The organism is Streptomyces sp. CY-1 (assembly GCF_047218265.1).
In the GTDB taxonomy this organism is placed as follows: domain Bacteria; phylum Actinomycetota; class Actinomycetes; order Streptomycetales; family Streptomycetaceae; genus Streptomyces; species Streptomyces niphimycinicus.
Map to the genome: position 1 here is coordinate 4877510 of NZ_CP178393.1, position 13037 is coordinate 4890546.

The 13037-nt window shown below is 69.3% G+C and carries 13 protein-coding genes; 2 read left to right on the top strand and 11 right to left on the bottom strand.

Annotated elements, in window-relative coordinates:
- Nucleotides 1-24: 24 nt before the first annotated feature.
- From ACK1X7_RS20735 to ACK1X7_RS20750, 4 genes are all read right to left on the bottom strand, one after another.
- Nucleotides 25-750, bottom strand: coding sequence for a DUF4232 domain-containing protein (locus ACK1X7_RS20735; protein ID WP_385155217.1), 726 nt, complete (start codon nucleotides 748-750; stop codon nucleotides 25-27).
- Between the two features lie 181 nt (nucleotides 751-931).
- Nucleotides 932-1294 (bottom strand): cupin domain-containing protein, encoded by a 363-nt coding sequence (locus ACK1X7_RS20740; protein ID WP_385155220.1) that lies wholly within the window; start codon nucleotides 1292-1294, stop codon nucleotides 932-934.
- A 111-nt stretch (nucleotides 1295-1405) separates the two neighbouring features.
- A complete protein-coding gene (locus ACK1X7_RS20745) occupies nucleotides 1406-1657 on the bottom strand; it encodes a hypothetical protein (protein WP_385155223.1) in 252 nt (83 codons plus the stop codon).
- On the bottom strand, nucleotides 1650-1979 hold the full coding sequence (locus ACK1X7_RS20750; RefSeq protein ID WP_385119069.1) for a hypothetical protein: 330 nt from the start codon (nucleotides 1977-1979) through the stop codon (nucleotides 1650-1652). Before ACK1X7_RS20750 ends, ACK1X7_RS20745 begins: the two co-directional genes overlap by 8 nt.
- 292 nt (nucleotides 1980-2271) lie before the next feature.
- Here ACK1X7_RS20750 and ACK1X7_RS20755 point away from each other — a divergent pair, with 292 nt between their 5' ends.
- Together ACK1X7_RS20755 and ACK1X7_RS20760 are read left to right on the top strand one after the other, a co-directional pair.
- Nucleotides 2272-3096 carry a helix-turn-helix domain-containing protein gene (locus ACK1X7_RS20755; protein ID WP_385155229.1) on the top strand — a complete coding sequence of 275 codons (825 nt, stop codon included), beginning with the start codon at nucleotides 2272-2274 and terminating at the stop codon, nucleotides 3094-3096.
- Complete coding sequence (locus ACK1X7_RS20760; RefSeq protein ID WP_385155232.1) at nucleotides 3083-3310, top strand: DUF397 domain-containing protein; 228 nt, start codon at nucleotides 3083-3085, stop codon at nucleotides 3308-3310. The genes ACK1X7_RS20755 and ACK1X7_RS20760 overlap by 14 nt, the downstream gene beginning before the upstream one ends.
- 82 nt (nucleotides 3311-3392) lie before the next feature.
- On the opposite strand, the gene ACK1X7_RS20765 is transcribed toward ACK1X7_RS20760, so the two are convergent.
- The 7 genes from ACK1X7_RS20765 to ACK1X7_RS20795 form a co-directional block, all read right to left on the bottom strand.
- The gene (locus ACK1X7_RS20765; protein ID WP_413115496.1) at nucleotides 3393-6143 is read right to left on the bottom strand and encodes an alkaline phosphatase family protein; all 2751 of its coding nucleotides are present in this window, start codon (nucleotides 6141-6143) and stop codon (nucleotides 3393-3395) included.
- A 5-nt stretch (nucleotides 6144-6148) separates the two neighbouring features.
- On the bottom strand, nucleotides 6149-7525 hold the full coding sequence (locus ACK1X7_RS20770) for an ABC transporter permease (RefSeq protein ID WP_385155238.1): 1377 nt from the start codon (nucleotides 7523-7525) through the stop codon (nucleotides 6149-6151).
- Nucleotides 7522-8463: an ABC transporter ATP-binding protein gene (locus ACK1X7_RS20775; protein ID WP_385155240.1), complete on the bottom strand. Its 942-nt coding sequence runs from the start codon at nucleotides 8461-8463 to the stop codon at nucleotides 7522-7524. Before ACK1X7_RS20775 ends, ACK1X7_RS20770 begins: the two co-directional genes overlap by 4 nt.
- 317 nt (nucleotides 8464-8780) lie before the next feature.
- Nucleotides 8781-10253: a GntP family permease gene (locus tag ACK1X7_RS20780; protein WP_385143835.1), complete on the bottom strand. Its 1473-nt coding sequence runs from the start codon at nucleotides 10251-10253 to the stop codon at nucleotides 8781-8783.
- 178 nt (nucleotides 10254-10431) lie between these two features.
- Entirely contained in the window at nucleotides 10432-10845 is a 414-nt protein-coding gene (locus ACK1X7_RS20785; RefSeq protein WP_361493079.1) for a RidA family protein, read from the bottom strand.
- A gap of 73 nt (nucleotides 10846-10918) precedes the next feature.
- Entirely contained in the window at nucleotides 10919-11689 is a 771-nt protein-coding gene (locus tag ACK1X7_RS20790) for an IclR family transcriptional regulator (RefSeq protein WP_390792113.1), read from the bottom strand.
- Entirely contained in the window at nucleotides 11689-12804 is a 1116-nt protein-coding gene (locus ACK1X7_RS20795; RefSeq protein ID WP_398158386.1) for a sugar kinase, read from the bottom strand. The genes ACK1X7_RS20790 and ACK1X7_RS20795 overlap by 1 nt, the downstream gene beginning before the upstream one ends.
- Between the last annotated feature and the right edge of the window lie 233 nt (nucleotides 12805-13037).

The following is a 13037-nucleotide window of genomic DNA, read 5'->3' on the forward strand; positions in this document are numbered from 1 at the left end:
TGGCATGGCACAGCTCTGAGCTGGTCAGCCGATGGGGTTGACGAAGGTGCCGGGGTGAGTGGCGCCGCGCTGGTCGACGAGGCTGTCGGACTCCCAGGGCCACTCGATCTTGAGGGCCTTGGTCTCGTTGGGCGGGGTGATCTCGACCCAGGCCGGCTGGTAGAAGCCCTCTTCCTCCTTGGTGAAGGCGAGGTTGAGGGTGAACTCGGTGCTCTGACCGGCCTCCACCTCCAGGGGGCTCCACTTCTGCGAGGAGCGGACCAGGGACCAGCGCTCGCCGCCGTTGATCGAGGTCAGGTCCACACCGGGGAAGCCGCCGAGCTTGCAGGAGTAGTTGCCCTTGTTCATCAGGACGATGGTGGCGGTCGTCCCGCCGTCCTCCGGCACCGGGAGCGCGTCCTCACCCGTGGCGAACGCGGCTTCCAGGTTTTCGGTGCGGCAGCGCTCGACGCCCGCGTGCGCCCTGCCGCCGCCTTCGGTGGCGGCCTGCCCACCGCCCGACCGCTTCTCCGCGGCGCCCGTCTCCGAGCCCCCCTTGGCCTTGGCGTCGGCACCCTGCGCACCGTTGGAGGAACCCGAGGAGCCACTGGACCCGGCCGGGGCCGTGTCGGTCTGGCCCGCGGACTTCGTGTCGCCGGCGTCCGAGCCGTTGCAGGCCGTCAGGGTCAGGGCGGCGGCCGCGGTCAGGACCGCGGCCGCCACGCGGACGGTGCGACGGCGGGCGATGCGGGCAGTGGTGTCGGAACGCATTTCGGGTCCCCCGGAGTAGTGGGTGTCGTGTTCTGCTCGGTACGACAACAACTCTGACCGGGGCCGCTACCGCACCCCTGCCGCCCCGCTAACATCCGGCTAACACGACTGTGACCAGGGAAAAGACGCGCCGTGTGCGTACGGCGTGGGCCGGGGCGGCGGTACGCGGAGCGGTCCGTGGTCAGAGGCTGATGTGGTACGCCTTCCGCAGCGTCTCGTGCACGGTCCACGTCGTACGGTCCCCCTCGCGCAGCACACAGGCGTCCCCCGGCCCGACCTCGATGACCGTCCCGCCCTCGAACTCGATCGTGGCCCGCCCACTGACCACGACGAACAGCTCGCTGGCCTCGGTGTCGGTCACCACGCCCGGGGTGATCTGCCAGATGCCGCGAAGCTGCTTGCCGTCGGGTGACTCCCACAGGACCTTCCCGGTGACGACCGGGTCCCCTGAGACGATCTGCTCGGCGGCGAGGGGCTCGGCTTCAAGCTCCACATCGGGAATGTGAACAGCGAAGGAAGCAACGGAATGATCAATACCTGTCATAGCGGCTCACCGTATCCGCGCCGTCCCAGCCGCCCGGACGTGGCCCGCCTGCCGTCCCGGCGGGGAGCCCGCCGGGACGGCGCCTCGCGAAGGCCGCGAGGGCGGTCGTCCTCAGTACCGCTGTCGGCCGCCCGGGTAGCGGACCGGCCGACGGCACTCGGGCGCATCGGGGGGCGGGGGCTGCTCACCGAGCGCGTAGCACAGAGCCGCGTGCAACTGCTCCGCCTCGGCCGGGGTCAACTCAAGTCGGGCGATGGCGCGATGCTGCCCGCCTTGCAGGATCTGGAGCGGCCACGCGAGTTCCCCACCGTTCACCCGGCGCAGGCCCCGGCCCGGAACGGGCCCGATCTGCCAGTCAGTCACAGCCGCCCCCTCCGGGCGCCGGACCGTCGCCTTCGTCGCACGGGGGCAGGCGGGCGCCCCTGCTCTCGGCGACCCGCAACACATCGCGCAGCGCCTCACACAACCGGTCCGCGAGGTAGCGGAGTTCTCGCGCGTCGGCCTTGGGGGCGGCCAGCAGCGCCCGAGCGTGCCGGAGGAGTTCCACCCCCATGGACATCTGTACGGCCTCGATCGTGTCCGCACGTCGGCTCAGCGGACTGTGCGCGTCGTCCGACGCCAGGTAACACGGCTTGCCGTCGGGATCCGACCATGGCAGCAGGCGCAGCCCGGTCATCGCGCTCATCCGGACGCCTCCACATCGTGGAGCACCGCCCGAGCCCCGGCCCACTGACGGCCGGACGGCAATAAGGCGAGAAGTGCACTCACGCATGCGGGGAACCGCTCCGTAGGGTCCTTCATGTTCATCAGCTCCTATTAGCTGGTGGGCCACGCCCTCGGGCCGGTGCACCCCGGTCGCGAGGGTCTTGCGCTTCTTCACGCTGTGTGGCGATTCCCTCACACAGTGGGGGTCGTTCTGGCTACGCTGCTAGGAGGGCGCGCCTGACAAGGCACCTTTCAACACAGGGAGTCAGCCCATGCAGATGGATCGAAGGCCACGCACCGCCAGGGAGAAGTACGGCGAGGAGCTGAGGCTCCGCCGCGTAGCCGCCGAGATGACGCAGGAAGCGCTGAGTGAGCGCGTGGTGTGCTCGCCCACGCTGATCAGCCATTTCGAGGCGGGGCGCCGGTTGCCGAGGCCGGACGACGCGGCGCGGATCGACCAGGCGCTGGGGACGGACGGGTTCTTCGTCCGGTGGCTGGAAGACCTGGGGTCGAAGTACAACGACTACTTCGCGGCAGTGGCCGAACTGGAGCAACAGGCCACGCTCATCCAGCAGTTCGCGCTGTCGTTGGTGCCCGGCGTGCTCCAGACCGACGACTACGCGCGTGCCTTGTTCAGCGCGTACCGGCCGAACCACACGGCGGAGGAGCTTGATGAGGCCGTTGTCATCCGAACAAGGCGTTCCCGAATTCTCGACAGCTCGTTAAGGCCGGTCGTCTGGACGCTGCTCGACGAGGCCGTACTGCGGCGCCGTGTCGGTGGTCCGCAGGTCATGACCGAACAGCTACGCAAGATCGCCGACTTGGCCGAGGCGGGGCGGTTGCGGCTGCACGTACTGCCATACGGCGTCGGGGCGCACGCCCTCATGGAGAGTCTGCTCACCCTCATGAGCTTCGAGGACTCGCCACCGGTGGCCTACGTCGAAGGCTTCTTGACCGGCAACTTGATGGATGATCCGGCGCTGGTGGCCGCCAGCCAGACGGCTTACGCTCTTGGACTGAGCGACGCGTTGTCGCAGCAGGAGTCAGTGGCCCTCGTCAGAGCGGCAGCGGAGGAACACGTACATGGTCAGCAGTGAGCACACCGCTCCGAACTCGTCCGCCTTCACCGGGTGGTTCAAGTCCAGCTACAGCGGAGGCAGTCAGGGCGAATGCCTTGAGGTCGCGCGTGGCCACGCCGACGTCCCCGTCCGCGACAGCAAGCACCCCCATGGCCCTGCGCTCGTATTCGAGCCGTCCGCCTGGTCGGCGTTCGTCTCCGCCGTCAAGCGCGGGGAGTTCCCCTCCATCTGACCCCAGGGTGCGGGCGACACCGCAGGCGGGCCCCTGACCGGCGATGATGCCGACCAGGGGCCGCCCTGCACAGGAGTCCGCGTCAGCCGTCGTTCTCCGCCGACGGGATGTAGGCGCCCGGCACGTCCTTGGGAGCGTAGATCTTCTTCTCACCCGGGTACGGCTTCGCCCAGTTGTGCGTCTCGTACCACGTGAGGTGGTTCATCTGGGCGGGGGGAGCGTAGTCCGGGACGGCGTTGGGACCGGTCAGCCGCTGCTTCGACTTCCACTGGTCCCACTGGGCGGCGACGTTCTTCATGTCCGTCGGCACCGAGGCCGACGGCACGGCCGCCGCCTTCGGGCTCTGCGCCGCGGGGGTGTCCAGACCACAGGAAGGCGGGGTCTTCACACCGTCGGTCAGCGAGGTCCGGTTGGGCAGCGCCTTGAACGGCGTGAAGTCCGGGTGCTGGGTGAACGCAGAGGCCATCGGGGTGGCCGCGGTGTCCTTCTGATTCATCGGCTGGATCCCAAGGATCTGCTCGATGGTCCGCATCATGTTGATCTGCGAGTAGTAGTGGCTGTCCACCGCACCTTGCTTGGCCCAGGGGCTGATGATCTGAACCGGGGCACGGTGGCCGTCGACGTGGTCGAGACCCGCCTGGGAGTCGTCCTCGACGACGAAGATCGCCGAGTCCTTCCAGTACTTGCTGTGCGAGATCTGGTCGACGATCTGGCCCACGGCGAGGTCGTTGTCCGCGACCTGGGAGGCGGGGCTCACCGGGCCACCGGTGTGGTCGCTGGAGAGCCAGAACATGTTCAGGTTCGCCGGACCGTTCTTCTCGAAGTCCTTCTTCCAGATCTGTGCCCGGTAGATGTCCGGGACGCTGGTGTCGAACTTCGGGAAGCCGTGCACCGACACGTCGTTGAGCGACGGGATCGGTGAGGTCGAGTTCAGCGGGTAGGCGGTGTCCTGACCGGTCGCCGCCATGTTCCTGGTGTCGCAGTACAGGTTCTGCCAGCTTGCGTCCGACGGCTTGGTCAGGAACTGCTGGAACTCACCGAAGTTCCGGACGGACTTGCGGGCCGCCTGCGCACCGGTCCAGATGAAGCCGGTCTTCTGGTGGCCGAGGGCGTCGTCCTCGGTGTCGTAGCTGCGGGCGTACTCACCGGCCGAGGACTCGGTGTACTCCGGGTCGTCGGCCTGCATCAGCCAGTTGTGACCCTCGGCGGAGTTGGTGCCGATGTCGTACGTGTTGTCGTACAGGCCGAACTGCTTGGCCAGTGCGTGCTGGTTCGGCGTGACGTTCTCGCCGAACTGGGTCAGCGACGGGTCCCCGTTGCCCTCCGGCACATCGCCGAAGACCTGGTCGTAGGTCCGGTTCTCCTTGACCAGCAGGAAGACGTGCTTGATCGTCGAGGGGTCGCCGAGCCTGACCGGGACCGGCACAGCCTTGGCCGGGCTGCCGTCGGTCTTCTTGAGGGACTCGCCGTTCCAGCCGTTCTGCTTGAAGACCTTGCCGGTGTAGGACCTGATCACTCTGTCGTCGGGCAGCGTGAACTTCTGCACGCTCGACGTCGTGTCGTGGGTGCCGTGCCCGCCGGTGGCCTTACGGCGGGCGTCGACGCCACGGGTGTTGGAGACGTACACCTGGTTGCCGGAGGTGGTGATCTCCGAGGGGAAGTAGTCCGTGGGGAGCAGGCCGACATAGCTGACCGGCTCCTGCGCGGAGGTGAACTTGTAGACGGCGACGGCGTTGGCGCGGCCGAGGGTCACCAGCAGGTGACCGTCGTCGGTGAGGGTCACCGCGTCGGGCTCGTAGCCCACCCGGGCCTTGGCCCACGGCTGGGTGGAGATGGTCTGGACGACCTTGTCCTTCGCCGTGTCGATGACCGACACATTGTTGTCGGCGGTGTTGGTGACGAACACCACGCCGTTCTTGGCGTACACGGCGGTCGGGTGCAGACCGACCCCGATGCTGGAGACCGCGGCGTCCTGGTTCGCCAGGTCGATGACGCTGACCGTGCCGCTGGTGGTGGCGGCGGTCTTCTGATCGGCGAGTACCTGCGTACCGTACGAGTTGATCGTGGGCTCGCCGGGCTTGGCCGGGCGGCCACCCTCGTTGCTGACGTAGAGCTTGTCGCCGACGACGACCATGCCGCGCGGGGCGTTGCCCACGTTCCAGCTCTGCTTGATGGTCCCGGTCGCCGCGTCGATGGAGACGACCCGGTTCTGGCCGTTGACCGCGGAGTACGCGGTCTTGCCGTCGGCCGCGAACGCCACCGCGCCCACCAGGGCGTGCTTGGACCCCTGCGCCGGGATGCTGACGGTCCGCGGGCTGGAGACGCTGCCGTCCGCGTTCACGGTGAACACGGTGTAGCCGTCCGGCTGGCCCAGCCACAGCTCCTTGCCGTCGGGCGAGTACGTCGGGCCCTCCTGGCCCACGTTGTTGCTGCTGATGCGGGGGTTCGACGACGCGGCGTTGCTGACGAGCTGCTGCGTCTTCCAGTTCTTCAGGTCCACGATGGCCAGGGCCGCGCCACCGTCGGTGACCGACGCGGCCATGTGCGTGCCGTCCGGGCTGACCGAGGACGACATGATCTTGCCCTGGTTGATGACGAGACGGTCGCCGTACGGGGCGATGTACTGGTTGCTGGAGACGACCTGGCCATTCTCGGTGACCTGACCGACCTGGTCCGTGCCGAACTGGTGGGTCTGCGCGAGCGCCGTGCCGGCGGCCACGAGGGCGACGGCGGTGGTGCCCGCTGTCAACAGCGGTATCCGGCGGCCGATGCGTCTGCTGATGAGGCTGATCCGGGCTTCCTCGACGAGTTTGCGGCGGCGAGTTACCTGCATTGAGGTTATCCCTTCGGGGTGGTGTCGAGCAGTTCGACGTTGCCGTCGAACTGCCACAGCGGGTTCGGTGCGTCCCCATCGGGGGTCCGCACCAGGAAGTAGCCGTTCACTTCCTTCGGTCCATCGCCATCGGCCATGAACCGCCCGTCCGGAGTGACGTCGAGTTGGTAGATGGCCTGTCCTGTGGCCTCGACGCCGGGAAGATGCCAGGTCACAACGCAGCGCCAGTCGTTGCCCGGGCCTTGTGCCGCGACCCTGACGCTTCCCTTGTTGCACGACGCCGTGGCCTTCAACTGGGCCTCGGTGACGGCGGGCCGGTTGAGTTGGTCGGTCTGCATGCGATACAGGTGCGCGAACGCCGTGGCGAGCGAGCGCTGCACCTTGTCCTGCTCGATGCCGGAGCCCGTCGCCGAGGTCGTCGCGGCGACGACCGCGAACGACGCGGCGGCCACCCCGACGAGCGGCAGGACTCCGACGGTGATCGCACGGCGGCCCGAACCGTCGTGGGCCAGGTTGGTGAAGTCGCGCCGCACGAAGAGCGCATACGCCAGCGCCGTGGCGACCACGGCCCATACGAGGCTGACAACGATGCCGATCAGCAACGGGCCGAGTTGCTGGGGGCTGGTGAACAGACCGTTCCAGGAGATGAGGGCGTAGCTCGGCAGGGCGACGCGCACGGCCACCGGAAGCGGCAGCATCTGGGCGACCGCCATCGCGAGCGAGACGAGCACCGGCACCAGCAGCCCCATCGGGGACCGGCCCAGCGTGACCGACCCGAGAAGGCCGAGTGCGGCGAGCGCCAGGGTCGGAGCGAGGACGCAGACCCAGGAGAGCAGGACCGAGACGGCGGCGTCCGACGGTGCCAGGAGATGGCCGTCGAGACCGACCAGCGGCTGGTTGCCGACCACGAGGAGGCCGCCGACGGTGCTGGAGACCGCGAGCCCGGCCACGAGCGACAGCAGGACGGTGAGACTGGCCACCGCCTTCGCCACGAAGATCCGCCGAGGCGAGCGGACCGCGACGAGCAGATGGCGCCAGGTGCCGAGCCGGTCCTCGGAGGCGAACACATCACCGGCCACGACCGAGGTCAGCAGCGGGAGCGCCCAGGTCCCCGCGAAACCGAGCATCACCAGCGGCCCGGCCCACCCGGAGGCGAGCATCCAGCGCCCGAAGAGGGTGTCGACGGGAAGCGTGCTCTGCTGGCTCACCCCGGCGACGAAGAGGGCGGGAGCGATCCAGCAGGCGAGCACCAACAGGCGGATCCGCCACTGGGAGACGAGCTTGACGAACTCGAAGCGACAGGCACGGGTGACCGGGACGCGACGGCCCCCGGTCACCCGCTCGTGTTCCTGCTCCCGGCTCCGGGTGAGGGGCTCGGTCATCTGTCGGCCTCCTGCCGCTCGGTGAGGGCGAGAAACGCGGCTTCGAGCGGCGACACCACGGGAGTGAGCTCGCGCAGCGCGACGCCCCCCTCCACGAGTCGCACCACGAGTTGGTCAAGGGCGGGCAGCAGGGCCCGTACGACGAGCGGTTCGGCGTCCTGCCGTACCCCGGCGTCGTCGACGACCTGGATCCCCGGCGCGTCGTCCGCCAGCCGGCGCGCGGCCTGCGGGTCGGAGGTGAGCAGCCGGTAGTCGAGTTCACGGTTCTCGGTGGCCAGCTTGGACAGCGGGCCGGAGAAGACGACGCGTCCGGCGGCGAGGATGGTCACCTCGGAGCACAGCGCCTCGAGGTCGTCCATGTTGTGGCTGGAGAGCACGACGGCGGTTCCGTCGGCCGCGAGCCCGTTGAGGACACCGTGCACGTGCTTCTTGCCCGCCGGGTCGAGGCCGTTGGACGGTTCGTCGAGCACGAGCAGCCGGGGCTTGGTCAGCAGGGCGGCGGCGAGCCCGAGCCGCTGGCGCATGCCGAGGGAGAAGCCGCGGGTACGGTCGTCGGCGACGTCGGTGAGACCGACCTCGGCGAGTACGTCGTCGATCCCCGCCGTGCGCGCGTCGTGGCCGCGGAGTGCGGCCAGCGCGGCGAGGTTCTGCCGTGGGGTGAGCGAGGGGTAGAGAGCGGGGCCGTCCACGAAGCCGGCGACACCGTCGGGAGCGTCGAGTGCCCGCTCGACCGGTGTACCCAGGACCTCCAGGCGACCGCTGTCGGCCACCGCGAGCCCCAGCAGAAGGCCGAGCAAGGTCGTTTTTCCGGCGCCGTTCGGTCCGACCAGGCCGTGGATCCGACCCTGCGTCACCTCGAGATCGATGCCGTCCAGGGCGACGACATCACCGAAGCTCTTCGTGATACCGCGAGCCCGGATTGCGCGGAGTTCTTCCATGGGTCCCTTTCCTTCAAATGCCTCAAGGACCCTATGGATTGATCATGCTGCTCAGAAGGATGGGGAGTTGAATCTACGTAGAACATGAAACGACTTGGCATTCGCGACGTCGTCACCGAGCGGGATCCCTCCATTTCGATCAGCATTCTTTGCCATTATTTGATCAAACTTGGATGCTCCCATGAACGAGTTGCGATGGTGAATGTCGCGGTGAATGCCAACTGGGCACGGAGCGGAATTGAGCCAGAAGCGACGGCCCCCGAATCCCGGCGGTTTCCGCCGGGATTCGGGGGCCGTCGTCATGCCGGCGCCGTCCGCTAGATGACGATGCTCAGCACTGCCGCCACCACGAAACCGGCCACCGACAGCACCGTCTCCAGCACCGTCCAGGACTTCAGCGTGTCGCTCTCGGAGATGCCGAAGTACTTCGCCACCATCCAGAAGCCGCCGTCGTTCACATGCGAGGCGAAGATCGAGCCCGCCGAGATGGCCATGATGACCAGCGCCAGATGGGCCTGCGAGTAGTGGCCCTCGGAGAGCATCGGGGTGACGATGCCCGCCGTCGTGACGATCGCGACCGTCGCCGAGCCCTGGGCCACCCGGAGCACCACCGAGATCAGCCAGGCCAGCACGATGACCGGCAGGCCCGCGCTGTCGAAGGCGTCGGCCAGGGCCTGGGCGACACCGCTGCCCTTGAGGACCGCGCCGAAGACCCCGCCCGCGCCGACGACCAGGAGGATGTTGCCGACGGGCTTCAGGGAGGCGGTGGAGACGGTCTCCAGGGACTTGCGGGACCAGCCGCGGCGGATGCCCAGCAGGTAGTAGGCGAGGAGCAGGGCGATCGTCAGCGCCACGAAGGGGTGGCCGAAGAACTCGATGACCGAGCGGCCGGTGCTCGGGTCCAGCGCGACGGAGGAGAAGGTGGCGCAGAGGATCAGGACGAGCGGGGTGCCGATGATCGCGAGCACCGTGGCCACCGAAACCGGCCGCTCGGCCGGGGTGACGCCGGAGGCGCGCTGCTCGGCCGCGACCGCCTCCCGGGACTCCTCGGCCGCCTCGACCATGTCCTGCGGTACGGGGACGAAGATGCGCTTGCCGATCCAGGCGGCGTAGCCCCACGCGGCCAGCACCGACGGGATGCCCACCACGATGCCCATCAGGATGACCCAGCCCAGGTCGACATGGAACAGTCCGGCCGCGGCCACCGGGCCGGGGTGCGGCGGCAGGAAGGCGTGGGTCATGGACAGGCCCGCGAGCAGCGGCATCGAGTAGAGCAGGATCGACTTGCCGCTGCGCTTGGCGGCCGCGTAGACGATCGGCGCGAGGACGAAGATGCCGACGTCGAAGAAGACGGGTATGCCGAAGATCAGGCCGGTCAGCCCCATCGCGAGCGGTGACCGCCGCTCCCCGAAGATGCCGAGCAGCCGGGCGCTGAGCGCCTCCGCGCCGCCGGAGACCTCGAGTATCGCGCCGAGCATGGTGCCCAGGCCGATGATGATGGCTATGTGGCCGAGGATGCCGCCCATACCGGATTCGATGAGCGAGACGGCGTCCGACTTCTGGACCGTGCCGAAGAGTTCGGTGACCGAGAGACCGGCGGCCAGGCCGACCGCGATGGAAACGCCGAGCAGCGCCACGAAGGGCTGTAGCCGGACCTTGATGATCAGGTAGAGCAGTAGCGCGATGCCGAGGGCGGCGACGGTCAGCAGACCGGCGGTGCCGTCGATGAGCGCGAGCAGACCACCGGTGTGGGGTGGGGTCTCGGCAGCGGGAGCGGCCGCGAGCAGCATGGGGAACTCCGGATGTGGATAGGGGGTACCGCCGCACGGCCGGGGGGCCGCGCGCTGGGCGAGCGTGGGTGCGGTTGATCAGGGCTCGAGCTTCCGACGACGGGGACGGTGAGGACGAGTCAGGGGTGGAACCCGCGGCGGGCGGAAGGCGCTCCCGCCCGCCGCGGGGCTTTCGGGGTCAGCCCAGGACGGCGAGGGCGTCGATCTCGACGAGCAGACCGGCGGGGAGGCCGACGTAGACCGTCGTACGAGCGGCCGGGGCCTCCTTGAGGTCGGCGAAGAACTCGTTGTAGATCTCGTTGAATTCGGCGAAGTGGCCGGTGTCGGTGAGGTAGACGCGCACCATCATGGCGTCCTCCCAGCTCGCGCCGCCCTCCTCCAGTACGGCCTGCACATTGCGCAGGGTCTGGAGGGTCTGCTCGCGCAGGGTCGGCCCGACGGGGGTGGGGGCCTGGCCCGCGACGGCGGGGCCGAAGCCGACCTGACCGGCGACCTGGAGGATGTTCCCCTTCTTCACGCCGTGGGAGAACTTGGCGGGCGGAGTGGTGTGGGTGGCCGGGGTGATCGGGGTCTTCTGAAGCTTCTCGGTCATGAGGAGGGCTCCTCGGCTTTCTTCTCGGGTGTTTCTGCTCGGGTGTTTCTGCTGTTACTTGGGAGGGGTTCTGCTAGCCGTGGGACACCGGTGCCGACACCGGGGCGCCGCCCGAGTATTCCCGGCTGATCTCGTCCGCCGTGCGGCGCACCAGCGGCAGCAGGGAGAGGAGTTCCTCGGCGCTGACGACGACGTTGGGCGCCGACACCGAGCAGGCGGCGACGACCCGCCCGTCCGTACCCCGGATCGGCGCCCCCACGCAGTTGATCGACTCCTCGTGGCCGCCGAAGTCGGTGGCCCAGCCCTGTTCGCGCACGGTCGCCAGCTCCTTGAGGAACGCGGCGGCGTTCGGCGTCGAACGGGGCGTGTACGCGGGGTAGGTGAGCCGCTCGGCCAGCGTCCGCCGCTCGGACTCGGGCAGATCGGCCAGCAGCAGCTTGGCCACGGCGGCGACGGTGATGGCGACGGGCTTGCCGATCCGCGAGTACATCCGTACCGGATAGCGGCTCTCCACCTTGTCGATGTAGAGCACCTCGTTCTCCTCGTACACCGCGAGATGGACGGTGTGCCCGCACCGCTCGTTGAGCGCCAGCAGATGGGGATGGGCGATCTCGCGTACGTCGAGGTTCTCCACCGCCTCCTGCGCGAGTGCGAAGAGGCGGGCGCCGAGGCGGTAGCGCTGGTCCTGCTGGCGGTAGACCATGCCGTGCTCATGGAGGGTGCGCAGCAGCCGCAGCGCGGTCGACTTGTGCACACCCAGCCGCGTGGCGACCTGCTCCAGATTGGCCGGGCCCTCCGCCAGCAGCGGCAGGATGCTCAGCGCTCGGTCGACGGTCTGGCTCATCAGTCGGATACCTCCACCGCTGCGGTCTCGGCCCACTTTTCGGCGGGAGTCGGCAGATCTGTCCAGCCGGGGCCGAATCGCAGTGTGCCCCACCGCGTGGCATCGAGTGCCACCAATTGGTCGGCCCGCTCACGGGAGGGCGGGGTGCCGAGGTCGCCGGGGACGGTGAGGGCGGCGGCGGCCATGAGGTGGCCGTGGCGCAGCCGTTCGGCGACGGGCAGTCCGCGCAGGGTGCCGGAGAGGAAGCCGGCGGCGAAGGCGTCGCCCGCGCCGACGGGGGCGACGACATCGACGTGCGGGGCCGGTTCGAAGGTGACGGCGTCGGTGCCGTCCGGGCGGCGGGCGTAGGCGGTGGCCCCGGCGCCGCCCTGCTTGACGACCAGCAGCTCCGGTTCGGGCAGCGCCGCCCGGATCGCCGCCGGGCCGCGCGTACCCCACACCGCCTCGGCCTCGTCCTCGCCGACGAAGACGAGGTCGCTGCCGCGGGCGAGGCCGAGCAGAACGGCCGGGCCCTGTTCGGCGTCGTCCCCCCGCTGCCAGAGGGAGACCCGGTAGTTGAGGTCGAAGGAGACGAGGGGGCGGCCGGGGGCGCGGGCGGTCAGCTCGCGCATCAGCGTGCGGCAGTCGGCGGAGAGGGCCGGGGTGATCCCGGTCAGATGGAGCACCCGGCCGGACCAGGCCCGCTCCCGGGGGATGAGCGCGGGGGACATGGCCGCGGCGGCGGATCCGGCCCGGTAGTAGACCACCTCGGCGAGCGGCTCGGGCGGCTCGGACGACTCCGCGGCGCCGTTCCCACCGGCGGGTCCGGACCCGTCCGCCGCCTCCGACCCGTCCGCCGCCTCCGACCCGACGGCGCGCTCGCCCGCCGTGCGGAAGTAGATGCCGGTGGGGCGGTGCGGATCGCGCTGGACGTAGGCCGTGTCCACGCCGGTGGCCGCGATCTCCCGTACGAGGTGCTCGCCGAAGCCGTCCGTACCAACCCGGCTGATCCAGCGCGCGCGGTGCCCGGCGCGGGCCAGGCCACAGGCGACATTGGACTCGGCGCCGCCGATGCCCCGGGCGAAGGAGGGGACGTCCGCCAGCCGGCCCGGACGGGACGGGACGAAGGTCACCATCGACTCGCCGAGGCAGACGACGTCGACGCCATCAGCGACGTCGTCGACGCCATCGGCAACACCATCGGCGGCCTCGACGCTGGGGAGAGGGGACACGGTTGGTCTCGCTCCTCGTGGATGGACGGATGGGGGGTCAGCCACACACCGTTGACCCGGTGCTGGGCGGGATGTTAGACAGCGCTCAGCGATATGCGCAATGAACGTTGCAGAGATTGCAACCGGAACCCGTAATG

Excerpts from the sequence above, each read along its gene's own strand:
- ACK1X7_RS20765 (WP_413115496.1), bottom strand. The coding sequence starts at position 6,143 with ATGCAGGTAACTCGCCGCCGCAAACTCGTCGAGGAAGCCCGGATCAGC.
- ACK1X7_RS20770 (WP_385155238.1), bottom strand. The coding sequence starts at position 7,525 with ATGACCGAGCCCCTCACCCGGAGCCGGGAGCAGGAACACGAGCGGGTG.
- ACK1X7_RS20780 (WP_385143835.1), bottom strand. The coding sequence starts at position 10,253 with ATGCTGCTCGCGGCCGCTCCCGCTGCCGAGACCCCACCCCACACCGGT.
- ACK1X7_RS20760 (WP_385155232.1), top strand. The coding sequence starts at position 3,083 with ATGGTCAGCAGTGAGCACACCGCTCCGAACTCGTCCGCCTTCACCGGG.
- ACK1X7_RS20755 (WP_385155229.1), top strand. The coding sequence starts at position 2,272 with ATGCAGATGGATCGAAGGCCACGCACCGCCAGGGAGAAGTACGGCGAG.
- ACK1X7_RS20735 (WP_385155217.1), bottom strand. The coding sequence starts at position 750 with ATGCGTTCCGACACCACTGCCCGCATCGCCCGCCGTCGCACCGTCCGC.
- ACK1X7_RS20750 (WP_385119069.1), bottom strand. The coding sequence starts at position 1,979 with ATGAGCGCGATGACCGGGCTGCGCCTGCTGCCATGGTCGGATCCCGAC.
- ACK1X7_RS20795 (WP_398158386.1), bottom strand. The coding sequence starts at position 12,804 with ATGGTGACCTTCGTCCCGTCCCGTCCGGGCCGGCTGGCGGACGTCCCC.
- ACK1X7_RS20790 (WP_390792113.1), bottom strand. The coding sequence starts at position 11,689 with ATGAGCCAGACCGTCGACCGAGCGCTGAGCATCCTGCCGCTGCTGGCG.
- ACK1X7_RS20740 (WP_385155220.1), bottom strand. The coding sequence starts at position 1,294 with ATGACAGGTATTGATCATTCCGTTGCTTCCTTCGCTGTTCACATTCCC.
- ACK1X7_RS20785 (WP_361493079.1), bottom strand. The coding sequence starts at position 10,845 with ATGACCGAGAAGCTTCAGAAGACCCCGATCACCCCGGCCACCCACACC.
- ACK1X7_RS20775 (WP_385155240.1), bottom strand. The coding sequence starts at position 8,463 with ATGGAAGAACTCCGCGCAATCCGGGCTCGCGGTATCACGAAGAGCTTC.